14 protein-coding genes, 1 tRNA gene and 1 pseudogene are annotated in these 14,724 nt (G+C 71.7%); 7 read left to right on the forward strand and 9 right to left on the reverse strand.

The window, feature by feature from the left end; translation table 11 throughout:
• Together ACFE67_RS09350 and ACFE67_RS09355 are read right to left on the reverse strand one after the other, a co-directional pair.
• Positions 1–246: hypothetical protein (locus ACFE67_RS09350; RefSeq protein WP_375406606.1), on the reverse strand; the 246-nt coding region annotated here is incomplete at its 3' end.
• Between the two features lie 63 nt (positions 247–309).
• Complete coding sequence (locus ACFE67_RS09355; RefSeq protein WP_375406607.1) at positions 310–750, reverse strand: MarR family winged helix-turn-helix transcriptional regulator; 441 nt, start codon at positions 748–750, stop codon at positions 310–312.
• Between the two features lie 62 nt (positions 751–812).
• Between ACFE67_RS09355 and ACFE67_RS09360 the strand changes: the two genes are divergently transcribed.
• The gene (locus ACFE67_RS09360) at positions 813–1,181 is read left to right on the forward strand and encodes a VOC family protein (protein WP_375406608.1); all 369 of its coding nucleotides are present in this window, start codon (positions 813–815) and stop codon (positions 1,179–1,181) included.
• A gap of 215 nt (positions 1,182–1,396) precedes the next feature.
• On the opposite strand, the gene ACFE67_RS09365 is transcribed toward ACFE67_RS09360, so the two are convergent.
• The 6 genes from ACFE67_RS09365 to ACFE67_RS09390 all read right to left on the reverse strand — a co-directional run bounded on the left by ACFE67_RS09365 (position 1,397) and on the right by ACFE67_RS09390 (position 7,416).
• Positions 1,397–2,344 carry a 5'-3' exonuclease H3TH domain-containing protein gene (locus tag ACFE67_RS09365; protein WP_375406609.1) on the reverse strand — a complete coding sequence of 316 codons (948 nt, stop codon included), beginning with the start codon at positions 2,342–2,344 and terminating at the stop codon, positions 1,397–1,399.
• Positions 2,345–2,375: 31 nt separating this feature from the next.
• On the reverse strand, positions 2,376–2,942 hold the full coding sequence (locus ACFE67_RS09370) for a hypothetical protein (RefSeq protein WP_375406610.1): 567 nt from the start codon (positions 2,940–2,942) through the stop codon (positions 2,376–2,378).
• A gap of 103 nt (positions 2,943–3,045) precedes the next feature.
• Entirely contained in the window at positions 3,046–5,064 is a 2,019-nt protein-coding gene (locus ACFE67_RS09375) for an amino acid transporter (RefSeq protein WP_375406611.1), read from the reverse strand.
• 53 nt (positions 5,065–5,117) lie between these two features.
• The gene (locus tag ACFE67_RS09380; RefSeq protein ID WP_375406612.1) at positions 5,118–5,723 is read right to left on the reverse strand and encodes a DUF6611 family protein; all 606 of its coding nucleotides are present in this window, start codon (positions 5,721–5,723) and stop codon (positions 5,118–5,120) included.
• 847 nt (positions 5,724–6,570) lie between these two features.
• Positions 6,571–6,642 (reverse strand) — tRNA-Arg (locus ACFE67_RS09385).
• 126 nt (positions 6,643–6,768) lie between these two features.
• Complete coding sequence (locus tag ACFE67_RS09390; protein ID WP_375406618.1) at positions 6,769–7,416, reverse strand: NADPH-dependent F420 reductase; 648 nt, start codon at positions 7,414–7,416, stop codon at positions 6,769–6,771.
• Between the two features lie 79 nt (positions 7,417–7,495).
• On the opposite strand from ACFE67_RS09390, the gene ACFE67_RS09395 reads away from it, so the two are divergent.
• Positions 7,496–8,293 carry a transglutaminase family protein gene (locus tag ACFE67_RS09395; RefSeq protein ID WP_375406613.1) on the forward strand — a complete coding sequence of 266 codons (798 nt, stop codon included), beginning with the start codon at positions 7,496–7,498 and terminating at the stop codon, positions 8,291–8,293.
• Between the two features lie 16 nt (positions 8,294–8,309).
• Here ACFE67_RS09395 and ACFE67_RS09400 read toward each other — a convergent pair whose 3' ends face one another.
• Positions 8,310–8,981, reverse strand: a complete 672-nt coding sequence (locus ACFE67_RS09400; protein WP_375406614.1) for a hypothetical protein — start codon at positions 8,979–8,981, stop codon at positions 8,310–8,312.
• Between the two features lie 128 nt (positions 8,982–9,109).
• Here ACFE67_RS09400 and argS point away from each other — a divergent pair, with 128 nt between their 5' ends.
• From argS to ACFE67_RS09425, 5 genes and pseudogenes are all read left to right on the forward strand, one after another.
• Positions 9,110–10,777, forward strand: coding sequence for an arginine--tRNA ligase (argS, locus tag ACFE67_RS09405; RefSeq protein WP_375406615.1), 1,668 nt, complete (start codon positions 9,110–9,112; stop codon positions 10,775–10,777).
• Positions 10,774–11,604, forward strand: coding sequence for a DUF2993 domain-containing protein (locus tag ACFE67_RS09410; protein WP_375406616.1), 831 nt, complete (start codon positions 10,774–10,776; stop codon positions 11,602–11,604). Before argS ends, ACFE67_RS09410 begins: the two co-directional genes overlap by 4 nt.
• 197 nt (positions 11,605–11,801) lie before the next feature.
• Complete coding sequence (lysA, locus tag ACFE67_RS09415) at positions 11,802–13,217, forward strand: diaminopimelate decarboxylase (protein ID WP_375406619.1); 1,416 nt, start codon at positions 11,802–11,804, stop codon at positions 13,215–13,217.
• Positions 13,214–14,521: a homoserine dehydrogenase gene (locus ACFE67_RS09420; protein WP_375406617.1), complete on the forward strand. Its 1,308-nt coding sequence runs from the start codon at positions 13,214–13,216 to the stop codon at positions 14,519–14,521. The genes lysA and ACFE67_RS09420 overlap by 4 nt, the downstream gene beginning before the upstream one ends.
• 16 nt (positions 14,522–14,537) lie before the next feature.
• Positions 14,538–14,724, forward strand: a pseudogene (locus ACFE67_RS09425) (threonine synthase); the annotation flags it as partial.

The following is a 14,724-nucleotide window of genomic DNA, read 5'->3' on the forward strand; positions in this document are numbered from 1 at the left end:
CGACGTGTCCCCGATCAGCCGCAACTGCTCCGGCGTCGCGGGCCGCCCGTACTCGAGCTCGAACCGCTCCGCCGGGTCCAACATCGCCAACGCTTCCCCGACATGCCACCCGTCGTCCTCGTCCGGCACCCACGGCGATGACAGCAGCCACTCGGGCACCTCAGGCAACGGGGTGCGCGGCGGCTCCTCCTCCAGGTCCCAGGGCGGCCCGCCCGGATCCCACCCCGCATCCTGCGCATCGAACATGCGTCTGACTCTATACCAACTTGATAACCCATACAATAGTACACATGTACTAGCCCGGTAGCGCTATCCCAATGCGTCGGCAAGGGTCGAAAGGAGCCGGCGCGCTGCGGCTCGATCCTCGGTGCTCATCCCGGCGAGCATGCGCTCCTCCACCGATCGCACCGCGACCGTCGCCGTCCCGAGGGCCCTGCGGCCCGCGGGGGTCAGCCGGGTCGGCAGCACCTTGCCCACCGGTGCCTCGTCGGGCCGGGTGACGAGGCCGTCCCGCTCGAGCGCCTGCAGCAGCACGTTCATCGACTGCCGCGAGACGAACGCGCCTCTGGCCAGCTCGGAGTTCGACAGCCCCGGACGCTGCCCCAGCAGCTCGAGGCACGAGTAGTGGGTGATGGTCATGCCGAGGGGGCGGAGGACCGCCTCCATCGCGACGCGCAGTGCGCTCGACGCCTCCTTCAAGAGGTAGCCGATCGAGGTCTCGAGGTCGACCCCATCGTGTGCGCGCTCCATGTCAGAAGTCTGACATAGGATCGCATGTGTCAGAAAGCTGACATGAACCGAAGGAGCAGCACATGGCCGTCACCGGACCCGACTTCATCTCCCTGCAGGTGCGCGACACGGAGGCGTCGGCCGCGTTCTACGAGCAGTACCTCGGCCTCGTCCGCGCGCAGGGCGGGCCTCCGCACGCGATCGTGTTCGCGACCTCGCCGATCGCGTTCGCCGTCCGCGAGCCCGCGCCCGGCGTCGAGCTGGACGCGGTCGATCAGCCCGGGATCGGTGTCGCCGTCTGGCTGCACGCTCCCGACGCGCAGGCGATCCACGACGCGCTGGTCGCGGACGGCAGGCCGATCGTCGCCGCGCCGATCGACGGCCCGTTCGGCCGCACCTTCACGTTCGCGGACCCCGACGGCTACCGGATCACCATCCACGACCGCGCATGACGGGTCGCCCCGCCGGATCGGGATGACCACGCGGCGCAGTAGGTGAGCTCGCGCGCGCGTGCAGGCGCCGGCGGGAGGGGATGCGGCGCTCGACCTCAGGACTGCGTCGGCCGAGTGGAGCGATCGATGGTCGACCGGCCCTGCCGGAAGAGCGGGCGAGCATCGGCATGGCGCGCCGGCTCTGCCGGAACGGACGTGGCAGCGGCTGTCCGCGCTCAGCCCTCGTGTGCAAGGGCCGCGATCACGCGGTGCATCGAGCTGCCGATGCCCCACCGCTCGGCGAGCGCTGCTCCCGCTCTGCGCTGCCGGTCAGTGATGGACACGGCCCTGTCCACCTCGGGCAAGGGCAGGTCGCGCACGACCTCCACGGCCTTGATCGCCCGTCGCGCGTAGTCCTCGCCGTCGCGCAGCTTCGCGGCCTGACCGGCGGAGAGCCCGCTGCCCGACGTCCGAGCCGCCGCGAGCACGCCGTCCAGGTCGCCGAAGCGCGCGAGCAGCGACGCCGCGGTCTTCCCGCCGATGCCGGCGATCCCCGGCAGGCCGTCGGAGGGGTCGCCTCGCAGCGTCGCGAAGTCGGCGTACTGCGCTGCGCTCACGCCGTACTTCGTGCGGACGACCTCGTCGGTGACGATCTCGAGGTCCCGCATGCCCTTCGCCGTCGAGACGACCCTCACGCCGCGGGCGTCGTCGACGACCTGGAACAGGTCGCGGTCGCTGGTGACCACATCGACCGGGATTGTCGCCGTCGCGGCGAGCGAGCCGATGACATCGTCCGCCTCGTGGTCCTCCGCCCCCACGATCGCGATGCCGAGCGCGGTCAGCACCTCCCGGATGACCGCGATCTGCGGGGTCAGCGCCTCCGGCACGATCTCGCGATCGCCCGGTTTCGCGTCTGCAGCCTCGGCGTCACCCGGCTCGGCGAGCCGGTGCGCCTTGTAGGAGGGGATCAGCGCGACCCGCCAGCTCGGCCGCCAGGCGTCGTCCCAGCATGCGACGAGCTCGGTCGGTGCGAACTCGCCGACGAGCCGGGCGATGATGTCGAGCAGCCCGCGCACCGCGTTGATGGGGCTGCCATCCGGTGCCGTGATCGTCTCCGGCACGCCGTGGAAAGCGCGGAAGTACAGCGCTGCCGTGTCGAGCAGCATCAGTCGTGGCGCGGGCATGGCCCCAGTGTGCCGCGACCGCGATCCCGGACTACAGCCCGACGACCTTCTTCGCACGCGCGCTTGCGTCCTGGAGCCAACCGGCGATGGGGCGCTGCTGCTCACCCTGCTGGGCGCCGAGCACGAGCAGCACGCCGGTCAGCAGCGGGATCGCCCACTGCGTGAGCTTCTCGACGCGCTGCGCGGTCGCGAGCGTGCCGGAGGTGTCCGCACCGGGCTCGGTGACGCCGGGAGCACCCTCGGCGGCGTGCTTCGCGATCGCCCCGCCCGCGAGTCCACCGACGACGCTCGCCGCTCCCGCACCCAGGGTGAAGACGGTCTTGAGCAGCGAATTCGACTTCGCTCCGCTCTGCCCGACCAGCCGTCCCCGGTTGGACAGGACGAGTCCGAGCGCACCGACACCGTGCACGGCGATCGCGGTGAGCTGCACCGGGGTCCACCGGGCCCACCCGACGGAGGAGATCCGCAGGCGCTCCTCCGGATCGTCCGCCTTCGCAGCGGCACCGTTCAGGCCGATGGCACCCATGAGGCTGCCGCCGAACCAGGCGGCGAGGCCGACGTCGTGCATGCTGCGGATGACGGTGTTGCGTCGTGACATGGAGGTCCTCTCGTCGAAAGGGGTCGGCGTGCGATCCTGTCGGAATCCGCTGACCGAACAATGAGTGTCGAGGGCGCACGAGGCGGCCCTGCGACCCTTCTGCTCAGCTGACGTGCACCATCGGCCGGCGGTGCACGTCGGGTTCGGTCTCCCGCAGGACCTCTCGGGTGACGGGCGCCACCTCGCCCTCACCGGCGACGAGGAACCGGACCATGTTCGAGATCGGGTTGCCCTCCGTCCACTCGAAGTAGATCTCGGGGACGATCCCGGTGATGTTGCGGATCTGCAGCAGGACGGTCGCGATCGTGTTCGGCACGTTGCCGCTTCTGACCTTCAGGATCCGGAATCCGTGCGCGACGACGCCGCGGACGACGAGGTCCTCCTCGAAGTCCGACGAGTCGGACCCCAGCACCTCGAGGAAGATGATCGAGACCCGTCCGGGGATGTGGCTGTCGTGCCGCTCGGCCTTCGCCTTCTTCCGGTACTCCTGCTCGTTCCCGCTCCCCGGCTCGTTGGCGACGAGATGGATCTCGCCGAACTCCTCCGCCTCCTGCAGGAACCCGAGCGCCGTCTCGTCGAAGACCACGCTCGTGGCGCGGACCTCGAACGAGCGGCGGAGGCGGGAGACGAACGACACCAGCAGGATTCCGAGGATGAAGAGCGCGCCGATCCGCAGGCCGTCCGGCCGCTCGATGACGTTCGTCACGGTCGTGTACGCGAACACCAGGGAGATCGCCGCGAAACCGACGGTGCGCTTCGGCTGACGATGCCGGCGGGCCGAGAGCGTCACCGCGACGGACGCCGAGGTGATCAGCACGAGCACGCCGGTGGCGTACGCCCCGCCCTGGGCGTCGACGTTCGCATCGAACGCGATCGTGATGCCGATCGCGATGACGGTGAAGACGATCACGAGCGGGCGGACCGCGCGGGCCCAGGTGGGAGCCATCCCGTAGCGGGGGAGGTAGCGCGGCACGATGTTGAGCAGTCCGGCCATCGCCGAGGCGCCGGCGAACCAGAGGATCGCGATGGTCGACAGGTCGTAGGCGGTGCCGACGACCGGGCCGAGGTACTCGTGCGCGAGGTAGGCCAGCGCTCGCCCGTTCGCCGCCCCGCCCGGCTGGAACTCCCGCTGCGGGATGAGCAGCGTCGTGACGAGGCTCGAGGTGATCAGGAACACGCTCATCGTGATCGCGGCGGTGGTGAGCAGCCGTTTCGCGCCGCGGATGCGACCCTCCGGCTTCCCGTCGCCGTCGGACGCCGATCCGGTGATCTGCGGGATCACCGTCACGCCGGTCTCGAAGCCGGAGAGCCCGAGCGCGAGCTTCGGGAAGACGAGCAGCGCGACCCCGACCACCAGCAGCGGGTTCCCGCCGTTCTGCCGCAGCAGCGCGCTGCCCCAGTCGCTGAACAGCTCGGGCTGCTCGAAGACGTGCACGAACGCGGCGACGATGACGACCACGTTCAGGGCGAGGTACGCGGCGACGAGCACGACGGCGATGCCGATCGCTTCGCGGAAACCGCGGAGGAAGACGCCGCCGAGCAGCACGACCAGCAGCAGCGTCAGCGGCAGCTGCGCGCCGTGCAGGAAGGAGGGCATCAGCGGGTTCTCGACCGCGTGCGACGCCGCATCGGCCGCCGACAGGGTGATGGTGATGATGAAGTCGGTCACGGCGAAGCCGAGCAGCGCCAGCACGAAGAGCTTGCCGCTCCACCACGGCAGCAGCCGCTCGAGCATGGCGATCGAGCCCTCGCCCTTGAAGCTCTCGTTCGCGACCCTGCGGTACACGGGCAGCGCGCCGAACAGCGTCAACGCGATCAGCACCAGGGTGGCGATCGGCGACACGAACCCGGCGGCGAGGGCCGCGATCGCCGGCTGGTAGCCGAGCGTCGAGAAGTAGTCGACGCCCGTGAGGCACATCACTCGGATCCACGAGTGCGTCTGCTCCGCCCGCCCGTGCGGGCCCTGGTGACTGCCCGCCCGATCGGCGCCCTGCAGCGCCCACCGGCGCAGCGGGCCGGAGTGGCGGGTCGGTATCGCACACGCGTCAGGCACCGTCCGCTGGTCGGGCAGCCCGGTATCACCGGCCGCCCACCGCGTGGAGGGAGTCGAAGCCTCATCCATGACTGCCTCCCTCGTCCTCAGTCTCGTCGAAGGCGTCAGCCCTGTCGAAGGAGTCAGTCCTCTCGACGGCGTGAGTCCTGTCGAGAGCGTCGGGCACCGATCCGATGCCAGACCTCGCCCCACGCGAGCTCGAACTCGACGGCGTCGATCCGGCCGGAACGGTGCTCGTGCTCCGCCGCGAGCAGGAGGGCCGCGAGGTCCTCCATCATCTGCTGCGGTCCCCAATCGAGCGCGGAGCTGCCGTCGGTGCTCCGGGAGGTCCGCAGCGTCCGGATCTGCCGACGCCTTGGACCGGCGAGACGCGCCAGAGCGAGCGCGCCGCCGCCGTACACCGCGCCTCCGATGACGAGCGCGACCACCACAGGCATGGACTGGCTCGCGACCGCCATCGCCACGAGCCCCAGCAGCATCCCGAGGGGCGGCCAGGCGCGCATCGCGCGGAAGCGGAGCCGCTCGCTGCGCACGGCGCCGGGCGGATAGACGACGAGGCAGAAGCTCGTGGAGCCGTAGCGACTCGGCCACACCTCGAACTCGCCCCACGGATGCCGGCCCTCGAGGATCCGGTGGAGCACCCGCCGGACGAGTCGCGAGGCCTCCGCCCGCTGCTTGGTCGCGACGACCGGCACCGCACTGGCTCGCCGCCGGGGAACGATGGACATCCCATCGGTCTATCGCGCGGCGCCGGACCCATCCGACATCTCTACGGGATCCTGGCGCGCGTCGGCAGGATCCCTACGCGTTCTTTACGCGCACCGCTACGCAGCGATGCGGAACTCCGTCCCGCACGCGTCGCAGTTCACGGATGTCGTGTCGGACACGAGGACGGTCTCGACGCGCGCACCGCAGTCCGGACAGGGCCCTCCTACGGCGGCCCGCGCCGTCGGGTCTCCCACCGACTTCAGGGTGTGCTCAACGCGCTCTGCCCGCTCAACGATCGAGTCGTTCACCGTCATCTTCGACCTCCGTTTGTGAAGTTGGGGGACGGTACCTCCAGAACTGGGCACAGCGCGGGAGAAGGCGCGGCCAGTCGCCCATGGCCCGCCCGCCCGCCGCACCCCTCCGCTGGTTCCTGTTCGCCAATCCGGGGATTCGGCACCGTGAGCGCCCCGAATCCCCGGATCCGTGAACACAGCACCGCGAGCGCCCCGAATCCCCGGATCCGTGAAGACGGCACGGCCGTTTTCCGATCCGCGGCACACGGGTGACGCGCATTCCGGTAACGGAAAAGACCATGGTCACCAGTACCACGGGTATCGGCCGGTACTTCACTGAGGTGCAACGCAGGGCGATGGTGATCCACGACGGCGCGTGCGTCGGCCGACGATCCGACGTTCCACCGTCGTGGTGCGACGGCGCCCCCATCTGGCTAGCCGGATAGGGACCCGCCAGCCTCGACGATCGCGCGTAGAGCAATAGCAGCGAGCGCCCGGAGGCTACGGATCCCCTTGAGAAGGGTGGAGGCCCGCCACCAGGTTCACACCCTGGTCACGGGCCTCAATCGGGGCGCGCCCCCAGCAAGATTCGAACTTGCGCCCCTGCCTCCGGAGGGCAGTGCTCTATCCCCTGAGCTATGGGGGCCAGTGGAGTCCACAGGCTATCAGCCCGCGCGTCGCGTCCCGCCTCCGCAACGACGCGCGGTGTTCGTCACCATCGCGCGGTAGGTCTGCCTACCGCGCGATGGTGGGGGTACCGCGCGAGGGGTCGTCAGGCGTTGATGGAGCGCTTCGCCTTCGTCAGGTGCTCCGTCAGGCCCGCCTTGTCGTCGGGCTGGACGTAACCGGGCTGGTCGCGCTCGATGCGCCAGCTGTCCTCGAGCGGGCCGCCGTCGACCGTGTCGAAGCCGAACTCGTCGATCATCGCCGCCACCGTCGCGCGTGCGTCGACGTCGTCGCCGTACACCGCCAGGGCGCGCCGCCCTGCGGTCCCGGTCGGCGCGTTCTTGGTCGTCAGGTCGCCGGAGGCGATGTGGTTGAACGCCTTGACGACCTTGGAGGCGGGGAGGTGCGCCTGCAGCAGGCCGGCCGTGGTCGACTCCGCGGCGTCCAGGCTCGCGATCCTACCGTCGCGCTGCGGGTAGTAGTTGTTCGTGTCGATCACGATCTTCCCCTCGAGGGGAGCGACCGGTACGGCGTCGATGTTCTTCAGCGGGATGGTGACGACCACGACGTCGCCGGCGGCCGCCGCCTCCGCCGCGGTCGCTGCCGTCGCGTGCTCGCCCAGCTCGGCGACGAGGCCGGCGAGCGTCTCGGGTCCGCGGGAGTTGCTGATGACGACCCGGTAGCCGTGCTGCACGCCGAGGCGCGCGAGCTGCCCGCCGATGTGCCCTGCGCCGATGAGACCGATCGTGTGGATGTCCTGAACTGCCATGCGGGTTCCAAGCCTCCGAGAGCACGCAGTATGCCCGCGCCCGGCGACATGTCAGGGTTCACAGATGCGCCGCATCGTCTCCGCCGCCATGGAGCTCGACGTGACCTCCGCCTCCGACCTCGTGATGGCCGTGACGGTCACGCCGCTGCCCGGCCTCGGCGTGGACGAGCAGCTCGCCGTCACCCTGGACGGCGTGCCCCTCGAGCTGGAGGAGCTGACCGAGGCGACGGGCACCCGCCTCCACCTGGCGCATGCGGACGTCGGCCGGGTCTCGATCCGCTATGACGCGACAGTCGAGGGCCAGGCGTCCCCCGCCCCCGTCGACGACCTCGACCTGATCGCCTACCGCCGACCCAGCCGCTACTGCGAGTCCGACCAGCTGCTGCCGACCGCGTACGCCGAGTTCTCGGGGCTGCACGGGAAGGAGCTGCTCGACTCCGTGTCCTCCTGGGTGGGCGCGCAGCTGCGCTACATCCCCGGCTCCAGCAAGCCGACCGACGGCGCGACCGAGACCCTCCTGGCCCGCCAGGGCGTCTGCCGCGACTACGCGCACCTCGTCGTGGCGCTGCTGCGGGCGCTCGACGTGCCGGCGCGGCTCGTCGCCGTGTACGCCCCGGGGCTCGACCCGATGGACTTCCACGCGGTCGCGGAGGCGTGGGTCGAGGGCGCCTGGCACGTCGTCGACGCGACCACGCTCGCGCCGAGGTCGTCGCTCCTGCGGATCGCCACCGGCCGTGACGCGGCCGACACCGCGTTCCTCACGACCATCGGCGGCTCCGTCGGCCTCCTGACCCTGCAGGTGACCGCGACGGTCGACGTGCTGCCGTTCGACGACGTCACGGAGCTGGTCCGACTGGGGTGAGCGTCCTCCGAGTGCCTCAGCCGGCGACGGCGGTCGTGGGGGTGCCGCTCGGAACGGGCGCCGCGGTCGCCGTCGGCGTGGGAGTCGTCTTCGGCCCGTAGCCGAGCGCGTCGAGCGCCGACGCCACGATCGTGGAGGCGTCGCCGGGCTCGAAGAAGCGGTTCGAGCGCACGAGCAGCCAGGTGCGACCGCGGAACACGTCCGCCTGGCCGACGTGGTCGACGATCTGGAAGTACGCCTCACCGCCGAAGGTCGGCACGGACTGGCTGCGCACGACGAGGTCGTTCTTCAACGAGGTCGAGTCCGCTCGGGACGGCTTCGCCACCGACACCTCGAGCAGGTCGCCCGCGCTGGTCGTCCAGTCGCAGGTGGTGCCGCTCAGATCCGAGAGCCGCGCGGAGGGGGTCCCGGCGGCCGGCGTCCAGCCCTTGACGGTGCGCAGGCCGGGATCGAGGGCACGTGCGACGGCGGTGGGCACGAGCGCGTGGCACCTGATGGACACCGGCGTCGCATCCGCGGCCACCTGGGTCGGCGGAGGCGTGGTCGGGGTCGGCACGGGTGTCGAGGCGGCAGCGGTCGGAGCGGCCGCCGACGCCCGCTCGGCGACGGGATTGGAGGTGCAGCCCACGAGCGTGCCGAGCGCCAGCATCGCGGTGACGAGTGCAGCCGCGCGTCGAATGATCGGCATGGGTACTCCCCGTCGCTCGTACCCCCGTCTGGGTGGCAGCCGTACCGTAGCAACGCGGCTCCCCGTGACCGTGGCGCCGCGTCGGCGCGGCGGAACCGGCGTGTCGGCCGCCGGTAGGCTGAACCACCATGAATCCGGCCGAGCTCCAGGTCGCCGTCGGCGAACTCGTGCGGTCGGCCGCCGCTCGTCGCGGTGCCGACCTGTCCCTGACCGACGTCGATGTCGTTCTGGAGCGTCCCCGCTCCCGCGAGCACGGCGACTGGGCCAGCACCGTCGCCATGCGCGTCGCGAAGCGCATCGGGGTCGCGCCGCGGGACCTCGCGCGGGAGCTGGCGACCGACCTCGGCGGGCTGCCGGGAGTCGCGGGCGTCACCGTCGCGGGTCCGGGTTTCATCAACATCACCCTCGAGGCGGCCAGTGCCGGCGCGCTCGCCGCCCGCATCGTCGCGGAGGGGGACGCGTACGGCCGCGGCACCTCCCTCGCCGGTCGCTCGGTGAACATGGAGTTCGTGTCGGCGAACCCGACCGGGCCGCTGCACCTTGCGCACACCCGCTGGGCAGCGCTCGGTGATGCGATCTCGCGTGTGCTCCGCGCCTCGGGAGCCACCGTCGTCGACGAGTACTACATCAACGACGCGGGCAGTCAGATGGACCATTTCGGCGAGAGCGTGCTCGCTGCAGCGAAGGGTCTTCCGACGCCCGAGGGCGGTTACCCGGGGCAGTACATCGCCGATCTCGCGGCAGCGCTGCTCGCCGAGGCCCCCGACGTCCTGAGCCTCCAGGACGAGGCCGCGCTCGCGCTGGCGAAGGACTTCGGCTACAAGCGGCAGCTGGAGGAGATCCAGCGGTCCCTCGACGACTTCAACGTCCACTTCGACGTGTGGTTCAGCGAACGCACCCTGCACGACGACAGCGACGGCCCCTCGATGATCGAGGTGGCGGTCGAGCGCCTCCGCGCCCAGGGACGCGTCTTCGAATCCGAGGGCGCGCTCTGGCTGCGGACGAGCGAGTTCGGCGACGACAAGGACCGCGTCCTGGTCCGGAGCACCGGCGAGACCACCTACTTCGCCGCCGACGCCGCCTACTACCTCGACAAGCGGGATCGTGGGTACGACGAGAAGGTCTACCTGCTCGGCGCGGACCATCACGGGTACATCGGCCGCCTGAAGGCACTCGCCGGCGCGGCGGGCGACGACCCGGACACGGTGTCCGTCCTGATCGGTCAGACGGTCAAGGTGAACGGCGCCCGGCTGTCGAAGCGTGCGGGCAACATCGTGGAGCTCGTCGACCTGCTCGAGTGGCTCGGTGCGGACTCCCTGCGCTACTGGCTCTCCCGGTATCCGGCCGACACCCCCCTCGATCTCGACGGCGAGCAGCTGAAGCGCCGCACGAACGACAACCCCGTCTACTACGTGCAGTACGCCCATGCCCGGACGCGCTCGGTGGCCCGGAAGGCGGAGGAGGCGGATGTGACGCGCGAGGTGGACCATGTCGACGCGTTCGATCCCGCCCTGCTCACGCACCCGACCGAGTCGGCGCTGCTCGGCGAGCTCGAGCAGTACCCGCGGATCGTCGAGCGGGCGGCGACGCTCCGCGAGCCCCACCGGGTCGCCAGGTACCTCGAGCAGCTCGCCGGCGCCTACCACCGCTGGTACGACAGCTGCCGCGTGATCCCGATCGCCGGCGAGCCGACGGAGGCCGTGCACCGCACGCGCCTCGTGCTGAACGACGCGGTCGCGCAGGTGCTGCGCAACGGCCTCGGACTGCTCGGGGTGTCCGCGCCGGAGCGCATGTGACCGACGCATCGCGTCCCGTCATCGGCGAGCGGCGCGACCCGCCGACGGTGCCGATCCCGGTGCAGGCAGCGGTTCGGCGCCGGAAGCGCGGGCGGCGGGCGCTGCTGATCGTCCCGGTCGTGCTGATCGTGCTGGCGATCCTCGGCGTCGTGGCGTTCGTGGTCGGCGACCGGATCTTCCGCGCGAACGCGGAGACCCAGATCGAGCAGAGCGTCTCCCAGAGCCTGCCCGCCGGAGTCACCGGCACGGTCGACGCCTCCATCGGCGGGGGATCCGCGCTGGTGCAGTGGCTGCACGGCTCGTTCGACGACGTGCGGCTCCACTCGAGAGGGCTGCAGGTCGCCGGCGCGCCCGCGAACGCCGTCGTGGACATCACCGGCCTGCCCGTGAACGGCGGGGCGGTGAAGACCGCGAACGCGACCTTCACCATCGGGCAGGCGGCGTTCGAGAACGTGCCGGCGCTGCGGAACGTCGGCGCGACGGCGCCGCAGCTCGGCACGGACTCGGTCTCGACGACGCTCTCGCGCACGGTGCTGGGGTTCACGCTGAAGATCGCCGTCGCGCTGAAGCCCTCGCTGACCGGCCAGACCGTGCACCTCCAGCCCACCTCCGCGACGCTGACGGCCGGCCCGGCAACGATCCCGGCGACGACGATCGTGCAGCAGCTGATCCCGGACGGCGTCTCGGTCTGCGCGGCGACCTACCTGCCGCGCGGCGTCGCCGTCACCGGGGTGCGGGTGAAGCCGGGCGAGGCCGTCGTCCGACTCTCGGCGAGGAACCTGAACCTCGAGACCCTCGACTCGGCGCGCACCGGCACCTGCGGCTGACGCGACCCTCCGGCAGCGCGGACTTGCCACTCGATGCCCTTTTTGCGCGCCGGGGAGGGCGTCCAGTGGCAAGTCCGCGCGGGAACGCGGCCGCGGAGGGGGTGCGGGGCGTTCGGTAGGATCCCGGAGGCTTCAGGGACCACGCCGGGTCCGCTCGCCCGACATCGATCGACCGACAAGCGTCACCGACGAGAGCCATCGCTGTGCCAACCCCGAACCCGCTCGCTCCCGCGCGACTCGCCGCAGCAGGCGACCCGCAGGCGCTGCCCGCCCACGTGTGGCCGTCGAGCGCGCGCCGCGACGGCGCCACCGGGGGCATCGAGATCGGCGGGGTCTCGTTGGCCGACCTGGTCGAGCGGCACGGCACGCCGCTCTACGTCCTCGACGAACAGGACGCGCGTGCCCGTGCCCGCCGCGTCGTCTCCGCGTTCCGCAGCGCTGCCGCACCGGCGACGGTGCACGTCTACTACGCCGCGAAGGCGTTCCTCTCCGCCGACGTCGCACGCTGGATGCGGGACGAGGGCCTCCGCATCGACGTCGCGACCGGCGGCGAGCTCGCCCTCGCGCTCGCTGCCGGCGTACCCGCCGCGACGCTCGGCATGCACGGCAACGACAAGTCCGACGACGAGCTGTCCACCGCGGTCGAGGCCGGCGTCGGCTCGATCGTGCTCGACTCCGCGGAGGAGGTCGGCAGGGTCGCCGACGCCGCCCGCCGGGCCGATGCGGTGCAGGCCGTCCGGCTCCGGGTGAACAGCGGCGTGCACGCCTCCACCCACGAGTACCTGGCCACAGCGCGCGAGGACCAGAAGTTCGGCGTCGCGCTGACCCAGGTGCCGGGCGTCGTCGCCGCCATCCGCGAGCGGCCCGAGCTGCGCCTCCTCGGCCTGCACAGCCACATCGGCTCCCAGATCGCCGGCATCGGCGGGTTCGCGGAGGCGGCCAGGCGGCTGCTCACCGTCCATCGCGCGCTGCTCGCCGGGGGAGACGTGCCCGAGCTGAACCTCGGCGGCGGCTTCGGGATCGCGTACACCGCCGACCAGGAGGGGGCCTCGATCGACCAGCTCGCGGTCGGCATCGTCGGCACCGTCGTCTCGACCTGCGCCGATCTGGGCATCGCCGTCCCCGCCCTCGCGATCGAGCCCGGCCGCTGGATCATCGGACCTGCCGGCGTCACCGTCTACACGGCGGGCACGGTCAAGGACGTCGAGCTGCAGACCGACGACGGCCCCGCGGTGCGCCGCTACGTGTCCGTCGACGGCGGCATGAGCGACAACGCCCGCACCGCGCTCTACGGCGCGGACTACGAGGTCCGGCTCGCGAACCGGGTCTCCGCGGCCGAGCCCGTGCTGGTCCGTGTCGTCGGCAAGCACTGCGAGTCGGGCGACGTCGTCGTCCAGGCGGACCTGCTGCCCGCCGACGCCGGCCGCGGCGACCTGCTCGCCGTGCCGGCCACCGGGGCGTACCACCACAGCCTCGCCAGCAACTACAACCTCGTCACCCGCCCGCCGGTGGTCGCGGTCGCCGACGGCGCCGAGCGGGTGCTCATCACCCGCGAGACCCTGACCGACCTGTTCGCCCGCGACGCGGGCCTCGCCCAGGAGGGCGCCCGATGACCCCTGGTGTGCTGCCCATCCGCGTCGCCGTGCTCGGCGCCGGCACCGTCGGCGCGGAGGTCGCCAACCAGCTGCTGACGCGAGCCGCCGACCTGGAGGCCCGGGTCGGCGCCCCGCTCGTGCTCGCCGGCATCGCGGTGCGGGACCTGCAGGCGCCCCGCCACCCGGCGCTGCCGAAGGAGCTGCTGACGACGGACGCGGAGAGCCTCGTGCTCGGCGCGCACATCGTCGTCGAGCTGATCGGCGGCGTCGAGCGCGCCCGCGAGCTCGTGCTGATGGCGCTGGAGAGCGGCGCCGACGTGGTCACCGGCAACAAGGCGCTGCTCGCCACGCACGGCGCCGAGCTGTTCTCCGCCGCCGAGCGGGTCGGCGCCCAGCTGAACTACGAGGCCGCCGTCGGCGGCGCGATCCCGATCATCCGGCCGCTCCGCGACAGCCTCGCGGGTGACGACGTCAAGCGGATCCTCGGCATCGTGAACGGCACGACGAACTTCATCCTCGACCGGATGGACGAGCACGACGACACGTTCGAGGAGGCGCTCGCCGAGGCGTCCCGCCGCGGCTACGCGGAGGCCGACCCGACCGGTGACGTGAGCGGCGCGGACGCGGCCCAGAAGGCCGCGCTCCTCGCCGGGCTCGCGTTCCACACGCACGTGCCCCTCGAGTCCGTCTCGGTCGAGGGCATCGAGCGGATCACGCCCGACCAGATCCGCGCCGGCCGGGAGACCGGCCACGTGGTGAAGCTCCTCGCGATCTGCGAGCGCGTCACCGCCGCCGACGGCACGGTCGGCGTGAGCGCCCGCGTGCATCCGGCGCTCCTGCCGCGCCGTCATCCGCTGGCCTCCGTCCGCGGCGCGAACAACGCGGTGTTCGTCGAGGCCGAGTTCGCGGGCTCCCTCATGTTCTACGGCGCCGGCGCAGGAGGCCCCGAGACCTCCTCCGCGGTGCTCGGCGACCTCGTGTCCGCGGCCAGGAGGCACGTGATCGGCGGGCCGGGGCTCGCCGCGCCGCCCTCCTCCGGGCTCCCGGTCCTCGATCCCGGGCTGGTCACGAGCCAGTATCAGATCTCGTTGACCGTGCGGGACGAGCCGGGCGTGCTCGCGCGCCTGGCGGGGATCGTGGCCGAGCGCGGCGTCTCGATCGAGACCGCGCAGCAGACGCGGGCCGGTGTCGGCGGCACCGCTACCCTGGTGATCGGCACGCACCGAGCGCCCGAAGCGGCGCTGGCGGCCGTCGTGACGGCCCTGGGCGATGCGCTCGAGGTCGCTGCGGTCGCCGGAGTGCTGCGTATCGAAGGCGAGTGAGGACCTCATGTCTGTGGTGACGCGTGTATCGCATCAGTGGCGCGGGGTCATCCGCGAGTACGCCGACCGGTTGGACGTCTCGGAGGCGACGCCGATCATCACGCTCGGTGAGGGCGGCACGCCGCTCATCGAAGCGCCGGCGCTGTCTCGCAGGACCGGTGCGAAGGTCTTCGTGAAGTACGAGGGCATGAACCCGACGGGAT

Source organism: uncultured Amnibacterium sp. (genome assembly GCF_964244015.1).
Lineage (GTDB): Bacteria > Actinomycetota > Actinomycetes > Actinomycetales > Microbacteriaceae > Amnibacterium.